Origin of the sequence: Photobacterium atrarenae (assembly GCF_024380015.1) — a bacterium.
GTDB classification, from domain to species: domain Bacteria; phylum Pseudomonadota; class Gammaproteobacteria; order Enterobacterales; family Vibrionaceae; genus Photobacterium; species Photobacterium atrarenae.
Genome location: NZ_CP101508.1, coordinates 625,195 through 638,974 on the forward strand (window position 1 = coordinate 625,195; position 13,780 = coordinate 638,974).

Consider the following 13,780-nt stretch of genomic DNA (forward strand, 5'->3'; position numbering starts at 1 on the left):
AAAAAACGGAAGCTCAGGCTTCCGTTTTTGTTTTAGGTGTCGGCGTATGACATGATCTGCCGCGGGCTCAGCGAAACTGTTTGGCGTCCGGCAGGTACTCGAACCCGGCAGTCGCCAGGCGGTCGACCAGCTTATTTTTGTCAATCCCGTAGTATTTGATCAGGGAATCCAGAGTGCCGAACTCGTCGCGGATTTTCATGTTGACGATACTCATCAGCATCACCGGATCCATGGTTTCAAAGTTTTTCACGTCCATTATGCGTCCTCGTGATCGCTCATCAGCAAGTTGGCGGCAGCAAACGCGGCGCGCTCGCGAAACTCCTGTGGGATTTGGTCGTTGGCGGCAATATCGTTCAGTGCCTTGACCGCGCAATGAATTGCATTGGGAATATATCCCAATTCGCCGCCCCCAATCTGGGCATAGGTCATCCGGATCAGCTCGCAGCATTCATAGACTTTCATGGTTATGTCCTTTTTGATTCGTTCACTTCCGATAGACACCGGAATATCTATGGGAAGTGCGGCTGCGTACGCCTTGTCCGGCGATGCGTCACTTCCTGCTATCTTAGCAAACTTGTAGCACGGCTTTGGTGCTGAGATCAAAATCTGGCCGCGTTAGCGGGCTCGTTTGTGGCGGTACAGCTGGCGGTCGGTGCGGTCAACCAGGGTCGTGCTGGTATCTCCTTTCTGGTACGCGGCAAATCCGATGGATACCCCGATCCGTAAGTTGCGCAGAGTCGGGTCTTCCTGCATCAATTGGTCCACCCGCTCACTGACGTGCATAGCAGATTGGTCCGTGGCGGGTTGCAGCAGGACGGCAAACTCGTCGCCGCCGATCCGATAACAACGATCGGAGCTCCGTACGGCCTGTTTCAGCAAGCCTGCAAAACGGCGGATCACTTTGTCGCCGTCCAGGTGGCCGTATTTGTCATTAACCTGTTTGAAGTTATCCAGGTCAAACATCATCAGAACCAGGCCGACAGTGCGCCGCTCGCTCATGGCGATAGCCTGCTGAATATCCTGCTCGAAGCTGCTGCGGTTGCCGAGTCCCGACAGGTAGTCGCGCAGCGCCATATTTTTGACCCGGCGATATTCGATGGCGTTCGCCAGCGGGCCGGCAAAAAGCCGGTGGTAAGTGTGCAGCAGGCTGATTTCATCTTTATCGAGCGGGTAGGGGGTGGCGTATTGCAGTTTGCCCAGCTCGTGGTCGCCGAAACGCAGGACAAAGGTCTGCCGGTTCGGGGTCGTCTGACCGCGGCGGATCAGGGTGGTCGTCTTCTCGAAAGACCACACCAGGCGGCTGATATCGATCTGCTTTTCAACTTCGCGGGCGAATACCTCAAAGATTAAGCCCAGCTCCAGCTTGCCCTGGAATTTTTGCAGGATCAGCAAGCGCTGATCAGCCCCAAGGGGTTTGGTCCTTGGTTTGCTGTTTTCGGCAAAAATATTACTCCAGACTTTCGGATCCATAACGACGTCAAAAAAAGATCAGGGGGTTACTATAGGCAATTATTAAGCCATTTCAACACCTATCATGGCTTTTTATCAATAAATATAAGGATTTATTGCAGGAAATTGCGAAGGACCGTTTCTTTTTCCTGAGCGTCGCGATAACCCAAATCAATCAGGGCATGAATATATGCTGGCTCAAACAAAATATAACTGGTAATAGCCGCATCATCTCTTGGGCTGAGGCCGGTCAGGCGCATTAATGCCCGGGTCATCGGTGGCATATTGCAGTAATACTTCTGCGCCAGGGGCTCAAATGACTGGCTGGGGTAGAGCAGCACATGATCGACGATTTTCATCCCCATTTTCTCTTTTTCACTCGGCGGCAGGGCCTGGATGAGCTGGTTGGAGCGGGTCAGGTGCTCCAGATCCGCAGCCAGGGTGTCACTGAAGATGGTGTCCATCAAATGGCCGCCCAGGGTCGCCAGGCCGGGCGCGGTGGTGTGATCCATTTCGTTGATTTTCTGGTTGATCAAATCGATGATCAGGACTTTGTCGGCGCCCATTTTCAGCGACGGACGCAGGGGGGCGAGCTGGTGGATCGAGCCGTCGCCGTAATAGGCCCGTCCGATCCGTACCGCCGGGAAGACCACCGGGATCGCTGCTGAAGCCAACAGGTGCCCGGTAGTGATCAGCGAGCGGCGGCCTTTGGACTTGGCCCGGTTCCATTCGCTGATCTCCGGCTGACCTTGAAAGAAACTCACGGATTGACCGCTTTTGTAGCTCGAGACGGTCACGGACAAGCCATGAAGGTTACCGGCCAGGATCTGTTTTTCCAGCCGCTCATAGTTAATGACCTGGTTGAGCAACTGGCGCAACGGACGGCTGTCGAGTAACCCAAACGGTGGCCGTTCATGGTAATCGGCCTGCATCCGGGCTAGCCACTGATGGGTCAGATAACCGGTCATGCCCAGGGTACTGGCACGAAAGACCCGGCGGCTGTGCAGCCTGGACCAGATCCATTCCAGCTTTTTGACGCCCAGGCGAAAACAGGAGGCATAGCAGGCCAGGGCGGTGGCATTGATGGCACCGGCGGAGGTGCCGGAGTAGATGGTAAACGGGCTGTGATGGACGCGGGGATACCACTCGGCAATTGCCTTCAGCACGCCGACCTGATACGCGGCGCGGGCCCCCCCACCGGGTAGTAGCAAACTGATCCTGGGCTTATCCTTTGCCATACCACTCCATCCTATTTCCTTCAGGCTAACTATATACCGGAATCACAAGACATTGGACTGCAGCGGGCTGCTTCTGAGATATGCGGCAGCCGGGCTTGGGCTGGGAGGCGGACACAAAAAAGCCTCCGCGCGGGAGGCTTTTTTCAATGTGAGATGCAGATTAAGCCAGCTTCTGCTGAATGAAGTTGACAATCTCTGCCACTGGCACCCCTTCTTTGGTGCCGGCGCGACGGTCTTTGTATTCCATCTCGCCATTTTCCAGGCTGCGGTTACCAATCACGATGGTGTGCGGGATCCCGATCAGCTCGTGGTCGGCAAACATCACGCCCGGGCGCTCTTTACGATCATCGAACAGGACGTCGATACCGGCTGCAGTCAGGTCTGCATACAGCTTTTCAGCGGCGTCGCGGACTTCTTCAGACTTGGCCATGTTCATCGGCACAATCGAGACCTGGAACGGCGCGATCGCATCCGGCCAGATGATACCGTTGTCGTCGTTGTTCTGCTCAATCGCCGCAGCAACCACACGGGTACAGCCGATGCCGTAGCAGCCCATTTCCATGATGGTGTTCTTACCGTCCGGACCCAGAACCGCTGCGTTCATCGCTTCGGAGTAGTTGTTGCCCAGCTGGAAGATGTGGCCAACTTCGATGCCGCGCTTGAGCATCAGGGTGCCCTTGCCACATGGGCTCGGATCGCCTTCTACCACGTTGCGCAGATCTTCAACCTGACCCAGTTCAACGTCACGACCCCAGTTAATGCCGAAGTAGTGCTTGTCGTCGATGTTGGCACCGGCGCCGAAGTCGCTCATCACGGCGACCGTGCGGTCGACGATAAACGGTACCGGCAAGTTGACCGGGCCCAGAGAGCCAGGACCGGCGTTCACGAGTGCGCGGATTTCTTCTTCGGTGGCAAACTCCAGCGGCGCTGCGACGCACGACAGGTTCTCTGCCTTGACTTCGTTCAGCTCGTGGTCGCCACGGATGATGAGGGCAATCAGCTCTGCTTCGACTTCGTCAGAGGCTTTGACAAACAGGGTCTTCACCGTCTTGTCGATCGCGATCCCGTGCTGCTCAACCAGCTCGTCAATGGTCTTGGCGTCCGGCGTATCGACCAGGGTCATCTCCTGGGTTGGGGCGGCGCGCTCAGTCGCTGGTGCCAGCGCTTCAGCTTTTTCGATATTCGCTGCGTAGTCAGACTCGGTTGAGAAGGCGATCAGATCTTCGCCGCTCTCGGCCAGAACGTGGAATTCGTGCGAGCCGGAGCCGCCGATTGAGCCGGTATCAGCCAGTACCGGACGGAAGTCCAGGCCCATGCGGCTGAAGACGTTGCAGTACGCCCGATGCATGATCTCGTAGGTTTCAACCAGGCTTTCTTTGTCCAGGTGGAATGAGTAGGCATCTTTCATGATGAACTCACGTGAGCGCATCACCCCGAAGCGCGGGCGCACTTCGTCACGGAACTTGGTCTGGATCTGGTACAGGTTCAGAGGAAGTTGTTTGTACGACTTTACTTCGTTGCGAACCATGTCGGTGATCACTTCTTCGTGCGTTGGGCCCAGCACAAACGGTCGGTCGTGGCGATCAGCGATACGCAGCAGCTCAGGACCAAACTTGTCCCAGCGACCGGTTTCTTCCCACAGCTCAGAGGGCTGAACCACGGGCATTAATGTTTCGACTGCACCTGCATTGTTCATTTCTTCGCGAACAATGTTTTCGACCTTACGCAGAACACGCAGACCTGTAGGTAGCCAGGTGTAAAGACCTGAAGCCAGCTTACGGATCATACCTGCACGTAGCATCAGCTGGTGGCTGATCACTTCTGCGTCGTTTGGAGTCTCCTTCAGCGTTGAAAGAAGATATTTACTGGTACGCATTGATGGTATCCGTTGGTTAGATGAAATGAATTGGGTTCGGGGCCTGCCCCGTCCGCTGATTAAGGCGGTAACCGCATATATTAACAGGCTATTGCCGGTTCGCCAAAGAGAACAAGCGGCTGGCAGCTGTTATTTTGTGACCGGGCGCGTCAGGGCATGGACGGTGATCTGCGCGTCGCTGACACTGAATTTTACATTGTAGTCGAACAGGTGCACGGCGTACTCCTTGGGATCCGGCTTGCCTTTCTTATAGGCCGGGCGCGGATCCTGTGCCAGCACTTCTTCAATCACCGCCCGCTGGCGGGCCAGGTGACGGCCGTGCAGTTGTGACTCGGCTTCGGGGGTGAAGTGGACCGGTAGGGTTTGCGGACTCTCACTGGCAAATCCGCCGCTGGCATCGGGAATGCTGTCGGAGTAAGGAATATAAGGTTTGATGTCGACAATTGGGGTGCCGTCGACCAGATCTACGCCACCGAGTTCGAGGATCACATCCCCGTCTTGCTGGCGCACGCCGATCAGTTCGACCGCGGACATCCCGATCCCGTTGGGACGAAAGGTCGCGCGGCTGGCAAATACGCCGATGCGTTCATTACCGCCGAGGCGCGGCGGTCGAACGGTCGGACGCCAGCCTGCCTCCAGGTTCTGATCAAACAAAAACAGCAACCACAGGTGGCTGAACTGCTCAATGCTCCGGACAGCCTCCAGGGCATTGGCTTCCCCCTGGAGCACCAGTTCCGAGCGGGCGCTGGGGACCAGTCCGGGCTGGCGCGGGACGGCAAATTTTTCTTTATACGGCGAGCGGATCACGCCAATCGGATCAATCTGATAACTCATGATATCGGGCCTTCTTCAGTCTGGCGCTGACGATAGCATAAAAATAGTGCTTGATCTTTTAATGAGAATTGATATCAAATAATATGTTATAACATAACAATTCGGCTTGTGGTGTTCACTGGCCGGGCATTGCTCAAGGAGATCAGGATGAAACCAGGTATTCACCCGGAATATCGCACCGTGGTATTCCACGACACCAGCGTGGATCAGTATTTTTTAGTCGGCTCGACGCTGAAGACCGATCGCACCATTGAATGGGAAGACGGCAACACCTATCCGTACTACACCCTGGATGTGTCTTCGGCTTCGCATCCGTTCTACACCGGCAAGCAGCGGGTGGTCAGCAGTGAAGGCCGGATGGCCCACTTTAACCGTCGATTCGGTCGCTTCGGCGCCAAGCAGGAGGGGTGATCATGCAAGTGCTCAGCTCACTTAAAAGTGCCAAATTGCGCCATCGGGATTGCCAGGTTGTGAAACGACGCGGACGGATTTATGTGATTTGTAAATCCAACCCGCGCTTTAAAGCGGTTCAGGGACGGGTGAAAAAGCGTTAAGTAAAACGGAGCCGGCAGCAAGCGCTGGTCGGCTGCGACAAAAAAGCCCCTCCGACTGGAGGGGCCAGGCTTGTTTCAGGAAGGAACAGTTGCCTTGAAGTGATCCACTTTGAAGTGATCCACCTTTAAAAAACGGGCCTTGAAATTACTAGCCTTGAACTTACCAGCCTTTCACCACGCCGCCCTGGAAGATCTCTTTGGCCGCTTCATACACAGTTTCAGATTGGTAGGCTTTGACGAAGGTCTGCACGTTTTCAGCATTCACGTTGTCTTCGCGGGCCACAATCAGGTTCACGTAAGGTGAATCTTTGTCTTCGACGAATACCCCGTCACGCTCTGGTGTCAGGTTGATGCTGCTGGCATAGGTGGTGTTGATGATTGCCAGTTGTACATCATCCAGCGAACGAGGCAGTTGGGCTGCTTCAAGCTCAACAATCTGCAGGCTCTTCGGATTCTCGACAATGTCCAGCACGGTCGCTGTCAGGCCCGCACCATCTTTCAGGGTCAGCAGGCCCTGTTGTTGCAGCAGCAGCAGCGAGCGGCCCAGGTTGGTCGGATCGTTCGGTAGCGCGACTTGATCGCCATCTTTCAGCTCATCGATTGATTTGATTTTGCTGGAGTAAGCGGCGATCGGGTAGACAAACGTGTTACCGGCAATTGCAAATTTGTAACCACGGTCAGTGATTTGCTGATCCAAGTATGGTTTGTGCTGGAACGCATTGATGTCGATCGAGCCTTCTTCCAGTGCTGCGTTCGGTGAGACGTAGTCGGTGAAGGTGATCAGCTCAACATCCAGGCCATATTTGTCTTTGGCTTCCTTGGCAGCCACTTCAGCTACCTGAGCTTCTGCCCCCGCCATGACACCGATTTTAATTTTGCTGTTGTCTACCGCGGCTTCTTTCTCGCCGCAGCCGGTCAGAACCAGTGCCGAGGCCAGGCCGGCAACTGCAAACAGGTTTTTCAGATTAAACGCCATGTTACTTCTCCTTAAAAGCGGGATTTCCATAATCCTAGTCGGTAATAATATTTTCGCTGTGCTTACGTTGTGTTCTTCTTGGGTGGACTTAGCGGTGATCGACACGCTTGACCAGATGATCACCGGCAGACTGAATGCATTGCACCAGAATGACCAGCATTACCACGGTGATCAGCATGACGGTGCCGTCGAAACGCTGGTAGCCGTAGCGGATCCCGACATCGCCCAGACCGCCGCCGCCGACGGTTCCGGCCATGGCCGAGTAGCTCACCAGCGTCACCAGGGTAATGGTGATGGCGTTGATAATGCCCGGCAGGGCTTCCGGCAGCAGCACCTTGCTGATGATCTGACGCGGCGTTGCGCCCATGGCCAGGGCTGCTTCCACCAGGCCGCCCGGCACTTCCAGCAGCGCCCCTTCAACCAGACGGGCGATAAACGGGATCGCGCCGACGGTCAGCGGGACAATCGCTGCTGCGGTGCCGATGGAGCTGCCGACCACAAAGCGGGTGAACGGAATGATGGCGACCAGCAGAATGATAAACGGGATCGAGCGGCCGATATTAGTCACGGTCCCCAGAACTTTGTTCAGGGTCGGGTGTTCCAGCAGTCCGCCTTGCTTGGTCAGGTGTAGGGCGACCCCGGCCGGGATCCCGATCGCAAAGCCAATCAGGCCGGAGGCAAACACCATCACCAGTGTTTCACCCAATGCCTCAATCAGTAAGTATGTCAGGCGTTCATTGGCCTGCCACCAGTTTGCAATTGTTTCAAGCAACATAACCCAGTACCTCTACATTAACCTTGTGATCGCGCAGGAAGGCAATGGCCTGCTCTGCTGCTTGCTCGGTGCCGAAGAATTCCGCCAGCATCAGGCCGAATTTCACCCCGCCGGCATAATCCATATCGGAGCTCAGGATGCTGATGTCGATATTAAACTCACGCGCAACCTGGCTGATCAGCGGGGCATCGACCGAAGCACCGGTAAACTCCAGGCGAACCAGCGGATAACTGTTTTCAACCCGGGCATCGGTCAGTCGGATGCGGTAGTCCTCGGGGATCGACAGATCCAGGGTTGAGCGTATGAACTCCCGGGCCAGATCGGTTTTCGGATGGGCAAAGATGTCGCCGACCGGACCTTTCTCAACTAATTCACCGTCGCCGATAATTGCCACTTCGCTACAGATACTTTTCACCACATCCATTTCGTGGGTGATGAGTAAAATAGTCAGGTTCAGCTTGCGGTTGATTTCTTTGAGCAGCTCTAAAATCGACTGTGTCGTTGCCGGATCCAGCGCGCTGGTGGCTTCATCGCACAGCAGAACTTTCGGGTCGGAGGCCAGGGCCCGAGCGATGGCGACGCGCTGCTTCTGGCCGCCGCTGAGATTCGATGGGTAGGCATTGCTCTTGTCGGCCAGGCCCACCAGTTGCAGCAACTCAGCCACTTTGCTTTTGAGCTCCGCTTTTTTGGTTCCGGCTAGCTCAAGTGGTAGGGCCACATTGTCGAACACCGTCCGGGACGAGAGCAGATTGAAGTGCTGGAAGATCATCCCGATTTTACGCCGGGCGAAGGTCAGCTCCTGGGCGGACAATTGGGTCAGATCGACACCATCGACAATCACATGGCCGCTGGTGGGTTTTTCTAACAGGTTCACGCAACGGATCAGGGTACTTTTCCCTGCACCGGATGAACCGATGACACCGAAAATGGTGCCTTGCTCAATGGTGAGATTGATGTCACGCAGCGCGTTGATTTCCTTCTCTCCCTGATAGAACACTTTGTTCACTCTATTGATTTCTATCATCGAACTTCCTGAGCTAATTGCTGCTGCCCAATATCATTCACCGGGCAAAAACGGGTGATAATGGTTTAATTTATTGCAGTTTTTTGTATTTACACTGTGATTCGTTTGTGCGTAAAGTGTTTCTTAACTGCTTATGTGGTTGATGCTAGGGCGTCTAGATGGCTAAGTCAATAGATATTTTTACGTCTGGACGTCTAAATGGCTCTTTGGCGTTTTTCTGTCGGTTTCCGGTGGGGCTGGTTGCGGACGGAGAAACAGATGAATCCCTCGGTGAGCCATGTCATAATCGCCTCTGTAATGTAGACAGACAGAGGGCTGACTTTTGGCCAAACCCGCAGTATTTATTGATCGTGACGGCGTGATTAACGTGGATCATGGTTATGTGCATACCGTCGATGATTTTGAGTATGTCGACGGTGTTTTTGAGGCGTGTAAAAAGCTCAAGGCAATGGGCTATTTGCTGGTTCTGGTCACCAACCAGGCGGGGATTGCCCGTGGCATGTACAGCGAAGATGAATTCCTGAGCCTGACCGAATGGATGGACTGGAACTTTGTCGACAACGGCGTGGAATTTGACGGGATTTATTACTGCCCGCATCATCCGACGGAAGGCAAAGGCGACTACCTACAGGACTGCGAGTGTCGTAAGCCGAAGCCGGGGATGTTTATCTCGGCCCGCGACTTCCTGAAAATCGATATGGCCAACTCGGTGATGATTGGTGACAAAACCGATGACATGAAAGCGGCGCAGGCGGCTGAGGTCGGCACCAGGATCCTGGTCCGCACCGGTAAACCGATCACCGAAGCCGGTGAAGCGCTGGCCGATACCGTGCTCGACAGCGTGGCGGATGTGCCGGCCTGGCTGGTCGCGTGCTAACATCGCTGCGTTATCTAAACTTCCAGAGATCAAAAACAGGTCGCCGAGGCGACCTGTTTTTTTTGACATCATCAGAAAAACTTGCGGTTTCTCACTGTTATAAATTTGACACTATACTCAGTTGAAGACACGCCCAGTGAGCGTGGTCAATTCGTTACCTGAGTCGTCATGGACATCATGTCATCAACTCTTGTGGATGGCGGGACCTTGCTCAGGCTATGAGATAGGGAGCGGGCCGATACATGCTGTCGTATTTATTGCATCGTATGGCGCTGATCATACCGACATTCTTAGGCATTACTGTGCTGATTTTTGCCATTACCCGGTTGGTGCCTGGCGGGCCGGTCGAGCGGATGCTGGCGAATATGCAGTTTCAGGGCGATGGGGCGGCGGCGATGACCACGGCTGGCGGCAGTACGGCTTTGTCTGACGATCAACTGGCGCAGCTCAATGCATTTTATGGCCTGGATAAACCGGTGCATCAGGCGTACTGGGAATGGTTGAGCAAACTGATACGCTTTGATTTAGGCGAGTCGACCCGTTATTACGAGCCGGTGACTGAGATGATTGCCGAGCGACTGCCGATCTCCCTGTTTTACGGTGGGATGACCTTCTTCATCAGCTATTTCATTTCTATTCCGCTGGGGTATTTCAAGGCCATCAAGCATGACTCGGCGTTTGACTCCGGCTCTTCCATTCTGATCTTTATCGGCTATGCCCTGCCGGGGTATGTCGTTGGGGTGTTGCTGATCACCTTGTTCAGCTATCACCTGGAATGGTTTCCAATGGGTGGCTTTGTCAGTGATGACTTCGATGATTATGAAACCCTGTTTCAACAGGCGCAGGATGTGCTCTGGCATGCGGTCTTACCGCTGATTTGTTATCTGATTGGGGATTTCGCTACTCTGACCATGACGATGAAAAATAACCTGATGGAAAACCTGTCCTCGGATTATATCCGCACCGCGATTGCCAAAGGCTTGCCGTTCCGGACCGCGGTGCGAAAACATGCCCTGCGCAACAGCTTGATCCCGATCGCCAGTCATTTCGGCAACTCTCTACTATTCTTTATGACCGGATCGTTTTTGATCGAGGTGATCTTCAATATCGATGGCATCGGCCTGCTGGGGTATGAGTCGATCATGCAGCGCGACTATCCGGTGGTGATGGGGATTGTGGCGATTAACGCGGCGCTGCTGATGCTCGGCAATATCGTCTCGGATATCTGTGTCGCAGCGGTGGATCCACGCGTGCGGTTTGGAGTCTGACAGTGCTGAGACTCAATCCGCTAACCCGGAAAAAATGGCGACGCTTTCAGGCGATCAAGCGAGGGTACTGGTCATTCCTCCTACTCTCGCTGCTGCTGATGCTGTCGCTGGTGGCGGAGCTGTTGATCAACAGCAAAGCGCTGATGGTGAAATACAACGGTGAATACAGCTTTCCGGTGTTCAGTGATGTGAAGGCCGGTACCGATTATGGCTTTGATTATCCCAGCGAGCCGGATTACAAAGCGATGCAGCGTCAGTTTCAATTGGAGGACGGTGAGAATTTCGTGATGATGCCGCTGGTGCCGTGGGATCCTTTTGAGCAGGACTTCAGTGGCGATTATCCGCCGACCCCACCCAGTGTCCAGACCCAGCATTACCTGGGAACCGATGTGATCGGTCGCGATATTCTGGCGCGGCTGGTGTATGGATTTCGCACCGCGATGGGCTTTGCCCTGCTGACGATGACGGTGTCTTATATCATCGGAACCGCGGTCGGATGCGCGATGGGCTTTTTCGGCGGTAAGTTTGATCTGTTGATCCAGCGTTTTATCGAAGTGTGGTCCATGGTGCCGTTTCTGTACGTGATTATGATCCTGGTGTCGATCACCCGGCCGACGTTCACTCTGTTTGTCGCGATTAATGTGCTCTTTGGCTGGATGGGCATGACCTGGTACATGCGCACCATGACGTATAAAGAGTCTGCCCGTGAGTACGTCATGGCAGCCCGGGCGTTGGGGGCATCGACCGGAAGGATCATCTTCCGCCATATTCTCCCCAATACCACGGTAATGATCGTGACCCTGGCACCGTTCACCATTGCTGCAAACATCACTGCCCTGACGGCGCTGGATTATTTAGGCTTGGGGCTGATGCCGCCAACGCCAAGCTGGGGCGAGTTGTTGCAACAGGGGAAATCGAATTTGGATGCACCCTGGATCGTGGGCTCGGTGGTGACGGCAATTGTCCTGGTGCTGGTGATGGTGACTTTTATCGGCGAAGCGATCCGGGCGGCGTTCGATCCGAAAAAATTCACCCGTTATCTCTGATGCTTTCGGCAGGATGTGAAAATGAGAAGTCGTGAACTGTGGTTACTTTGTCTGTTTGTTGTTGGCTCTGGCTCTGCTTTTACAGCGGAGTTACCTCATGATTTGGAGTGGGTCTCCAATATGGAAGAGCCTTTGTTTGCCTCGGAGCAGGCCAAGCGTGGCGGGACGCTTCGCACGTTTATGGCCAGCTTTCCCCAGACGTTACGCAGTGTCGGGCCGGATGCCAATTCTGGGTTGCGGCACTACTTTATGGATGGGACGCCGAAGCTGGCGGCCCGGCATCCGAATACCGGCAAGTGGATCCCGCAGTTGGCGCAATCCTGGGCGTTTGGGGATGATCATAAAACCGTGTACTTCAAGCTCAACCCCAAGGCCCGCTGGTCGGACGGCCGGCCCATCACCGCCGATGATTATCTGTTTATGCTCACTTATTATCGCTCGAAAGATATCATTGATCCTTGGTACAACGATTTTTTCACTAACTCGATTGAGGCCGTGGAAAAGTTTGATGAGCACACCATCGCCATCATTTCTAGTACCGCAAAGAGCCGGGATGAGCTGATGGTGCAGATCAACCTGCCCAGCAATGGCTTGCAGCCGCGTCCTTCGCATTTTTTCAAGCCGAGAAAAGACGCCAATCAAGACGGTATCGATGATGATTTTGTCCGCCGCTATAACTTCAAGAGTGAGCCGACAGCTGGGGCTTACTATCTGGCTGAGGTCAAAAAAGGAAAAAGCGTGACCTTTAAGCATGTCGGGGCTGATTGGTGGGGGTATGAGAATCGCTATTACCGCCACCGTTACAATGTTGAGCAGGTGCGGATTCGGGTGATCCGCGATAACGATATTGCATTGCGATATTTTGAGAAAGGGCAGCTCGATACTTTTGGGTTGATCTTGCCTTCCCTGTGGCATGAAAAATCAGACACTGAGCCATACCGAAAAGGCTATATCCATAAATTCTGGGGCTACAACCAGGTGGCTCAGGGCGCGGGGGGATTGTGGATTAATACGGCGAAGCCGCTGCTGGAAAATCTGGCGATCCGTCAGGGGATCACCTATGCCACCGATTTTGACGGCATGATCAAGCATGTCCTGCGCGGCGATTATGTCCGTAAACCCCATAGCTTGGGGTTCGGTCATGGGGATTATGATCGCCCGGACAACCGCCCGCCGCCCTTTGACCCTACGCTGGCGGCGAAGTATTTCACCGAGGCTGGCTTTGATCGGATCGGCCCGGACGGGATCCGGATCAACCGTCAGGGGCAAAGGCTTAGTTTTGCCATTACCTATGGCTATCCGGTGTGGACCCCGCGCATTGCGTACTTGAAAGAGCAGGCCAAACAGGCAGGGCTGGAGTTCACCCTCAATCTGGTCGATGGCTCGGCGGCGTTTAAATACATTCTGGAGAAAAAACACGACCTGGCCTTTTTGAATATGAGTGGTGGGGAGATTCCGGCCTACTGGGAATATCTGCACTCGGATAATGTGAAACCGCAGACCAATAACCACAGCAGCTATAGTTCGCCGGAACTGGACCAATTGATCGAGGCGTTTAAGCGTGAATTTGATGTCCAAAAGCGTTATGAGCTATCGCGACAGATCCAGAAAATCGTGACTGATGCTTTCATTATCGTGCCGGGCTATATGGTGCCATATACCCGGGAAGCGCACTGGCGTTGGGTGAAATACCCGAGCCCGGGGATGACCAAAAGAACAGAAGCGCTTTTTTATCCGGTGGAATACGCCACCTTCTGGATTGATGAGGCGGTTAAAAAAGAAACCCTCAAGGCGATGGACACAGGACAGGCCTTTGAGCCGGTCACCGTGATTGATGACCGGTTTAAGCTTTGAGGAAGCGCG

15 protein-coding genes are annotated in these 13,780 nt (G+C 54.3%); 6 read left to right on the top strand and 9 right to left on the bottom strand.

From position 1 onward, the window contains the following. Positions 1-67: 67 nt before the first annotated feature. The 6 genes from NNL38_RS03100 to tsaA form a co-directional block, all read right to left on the bottom strand. On the bottom strand, positions 68-256 hold the full coding sequence (locus NNL38_RS03100) for a DUF4250 domain-containing protein (protein WP_255389601.1): 189 nt from the start codon (positions 254-256) through the stop codon (positions 68-70). Further along, positions 256-462, bottom strand: a complete 207-nt coding sequence (locus NNL38_RS03105; protein ID WP_255389602.1) for a YaeP family protein — start codon at positions 460-462, stop codon at positions 256-258. The genes NNL38_RS03100 and NNL38_RS03105 overlap by 1 nt, the downstream gene beginning before the upstream one ends. Positions 463-615: 153 nt before the next feature. Then, on the bottom strand, positions 616-1,470 hold the full coding sequence (locus tag NNL38_RS03110) for a GGDEF domain-containing protein (protein ID WP_255389603.1): 855 nt from the start codon (positions 1,468-1,470) through the stop codon (positions 616-618). 92 nt (positions 1,471-1,562) lie between these two features. Then, on the bottom strand, positions 1,563-2,687 hold the full coding sequence (locus tag NNL38_RS03115) for a patatin-like phospholipase family protein (RefSeq protein ID WP_255389604.1): 1,125 nt from the start codon (positions 2,685-2,687) through the stop codon (positions 1,563-1,565). Between the two features lie 160 nt (positions 2,688-2,847). Continuing rightward, the gene (locus tag NNL38_RS03120) at positions 2,848-4,563 is read right to left on the bottom strand and encodes a proline--tRNA ligase (protein WP_255389605.1); all 1,716 of its coding nucleotides are present in this window, start codon (positions 4,561-4,563) and stop codon (positions 2,848-2,850) included. A gap of 129 nt (positions 4,564-4,692) precedes the next feature. Further along, complete coding sequence (gene tsaA / locus NNL38_RS03125) at positions 4,693-5,397, bottom strand: tRNA (N6-threonylcarbamoyladenosine(37)-N6)-methyltransferase TrmO (RefSeq protein ID WP_255389606.1); 705 nt, start codon at positions 5,395-5,397, stop codon at positions 4,693-4,695. Positions 5,398-5,544: 147 nt separating this feature from the next. Here tsaA and NNL38_RS03130 point away from each other — a divergent pair, with 147 nt between their 5' ends. Both NNL38_RS03130 and ykgO read left to right on the top strand, forming a co-directional pair. Continuing rightward, a complete protein-coding gene (locus NNL38_RS03130) occupies positions 5,545-5,808 on the top strand; it encodes a type B 50S ribosomal protein L31 (RefSeq protein ID WP_255389607.1) in 264 nt (87 codons plus the stop codon). Positions 5,809-5,810: 2 nt separating this feature from the next. Beyond that, positions 5,811-5,951, top strand: a complete 141-nt coding sequence (ykgO, locus tag NNL38_RS03135) for a type B 50S ribosomal protein L36 (protein WP_255389608.1) — start codon at positions 5,811-5,813, stop codon at positions 5,949-5,951. Positions 5,952-6,111: 160 nt separating this feature from the next. On the opposite strand, the gene NNL38_RS03140 is transcribed toward ykgO, so the two are convergent. The 3 genes from NNL38_RS03140 to metN all read right to left on the bottom strand — a co-directional run bounded on the left by NNL38_RS03140 (position 6,112) and on the right by metN (position 8,726). Further along, the gene (locus NNL38_RS03140) at positions 6,112-6,927 is read right to left on the bottom strand and encodes a MetQ/NlpA family lipoprotein (RefSeq protein WP_255389609.1); all 816 of its coding nucleotides are present in this window, start codon (positions 6,925-6,927) and stop codon (positions 6,112-6,114) included. Positions 6,928-7,015: 88 nt separating this feature from the next. Then, positions 7,016-7,702: a methionine ABC transporter permease gene (locus NNL38_RS03145; protein ID WP_255389610.1), complete on the bottom strand. Its 687-nt coding sequence runs from the start codon at positions 7,700-7,702 to the stop codon at positions 7,016-7,018. Continuing rightward, positions 7,692-8,726: a methionine ABC transporter ATP-binding protein MetN gene (metN, locus tag NNL38_RS03150; RefSeq protein WP_255389611.1), complete on the bottom strand. Its 1,035-nt coding sequence runs from the start codon at positions 8,724-8,726 to the stop codon at positions 7,692-7,694. The genes NNL38_RS03145 and metN overlap by 11 nt, the downstream gene beginning before the upstream one ends. Positions 8,727-9,048: 322 nt before the next feature. Between metN and gmhB the strand changes: the two genes are divergently transcribed. The 4 genes from gmhB (at position 9,049) to NNL38_RS03170 (ending at position 13,771) form a co-directional block, all read left to right on the top strand. Continuing rightward, positions 9,049-9,603 (top strand): D-glycero-beta-D-manno-heptose 1,7-bisphosphate 7-phosphatase, encoded by a 555-nt coding sequence (gene gmhB / locus NNL38_RS03155; protein WP_255389612.1) that lies wholly within the window; start codon positions 9,049-9,051, stop codon positions 9,601-9,603. A gap of 242 nt (positions 9,604-9,845) precedes the next feature. Beyond that, the gene (locus tag NNL38_RS03160; RefSeq protein ID WP_255389613.1) at positions 9,846-10,871 is read left to right on the top strand and encodes an ABC transporter permease subunit; all 1,026 of its coding nucleotides are present in this window, start codon (positions 9,846-9,848) and stop codon (positions 10,869-10,871) included. Between the two features lie 2 nt (positions 10,872-10,873). Further along, complete coding sequence (locus tag NNL38_RS03165; protein WP_255389614.1) at positions 10,874-11,917, top strand: ABC transporter permease; 1,044 nt, start codon at positions 10,874-10,876, stop codon at positions 11,915-11,917. Positions 11,918-11,938: 21 nt separating this feature from the next. Further along, a complete protein-coding gene (locus NNL38_RS03170; RefSeq protein ID WP_255389615.1) occupies positions 11,939-13,771 on the top strand; it encodes an extracellular solute-binding protein in 1,833 nt (610 codons plus the stop codon). Positions 13,772-13,780 lie beyond the last annotated feature (9 nt).

What these genes read in the sequence shown, in the direction of transcription:
- NNL38_RS03100 (WP_255389601.1), bottom strand. Translation starts at nt 256, where the DNA reads ATGGACGTGAAAAACTTTGAAACCATGGATCCGGTGATGCTGATGAGT.
- NNL38_RS03110 (WP_255389603.1), bottom strand. Translation starts at nt 1,470, where the DNA reads ATGGATCCGAAAGTCTGGAGTAATATTTTTGCCGAAAACAGCAAACCA.
- metN (WP_255389611.1), bottom strand. Translation starts at nt 8,726, where the DNA reads ATGATAGAAATCAATAGAGTGAACAAAGTGTTCTATCAGGGAGAGAAG.
- NNL38_RS03170 (WP_255389615.1), top strand. Translation starts at nt 11,939, where the DNA reads ATGAGAAGTCGTGAACTGTGGTTACTTTGTCTGTTTGTTGTTGGCTCT.
- NNL38_RS03145 (WP_255389610.1), bottom strand. Translation starts at nt 7,702, where the DNA reads ATGTTGCTTGAAACAATTGCAAACTGGTGGCAGGCCAATGAACGCCTG.
- NNL38_RS03130 (WP_255389607.1), top strand. Translation starts at nt 5,545, where the DNA reads ATGAAACCAGGTATTCACCCGGAATATCGCACCGTGGTATTCCACGAC.
- NNL38_RS03140 (WP_255389609.1), bottom strand. Translation starts at nt 6,927, where the DNA reads ATGGCGTTTAATCTGAAAAACCTGTTTGCAGTTGCCGGCCTGGCCTCG.
- tsaA (WP_255389606.1), bottom strand. Translation starts at nt 5,397, where the DNA reads ATGAGTTATCAGATTGATCCGATTGGCGTGATCCGCTCGCCGTATAAA.
- NNL38_RS03115 (WP_255389604.1), bottom strand. Translation starts at nt 2,687, where the DNA reads ATGGCAAAGGATAAGCCCAGGATCAGTTTGCTACTACCCGGTGGGGGG.
- NNL38_RS03105 (WP_255389602.1), bottom strand. Translation starts at nt 462, where the DNA reads ATGAAAGTCTATGAATGCTGCGAGCTGATCCGGATGACCTATGCCCAG.
- NNL38_RS03160 (WP_255389613.1), top strand. Translation starts at nt 9,846, where the DNA reads ATGCTGTCGTATTTATTGCATCGTATGGCGCTGATCATACCGACATTC.
- ykgO (WP_255389608.1), top strand. Translation starts at nt 5,811, where the DNA reads ATGCAAGTGCTCAGCTCACTTAAAAGTGCCAAATTGCGCCATCGGGAT.
- NNL38_RS03120 (WP_255389605.1), bottom strand. Translation starts at nt 4,563, where the DNA reads ATGCGTACCAGTAAATATCTTCTTTCAACGCTGAAGGAGACTCCAAAC.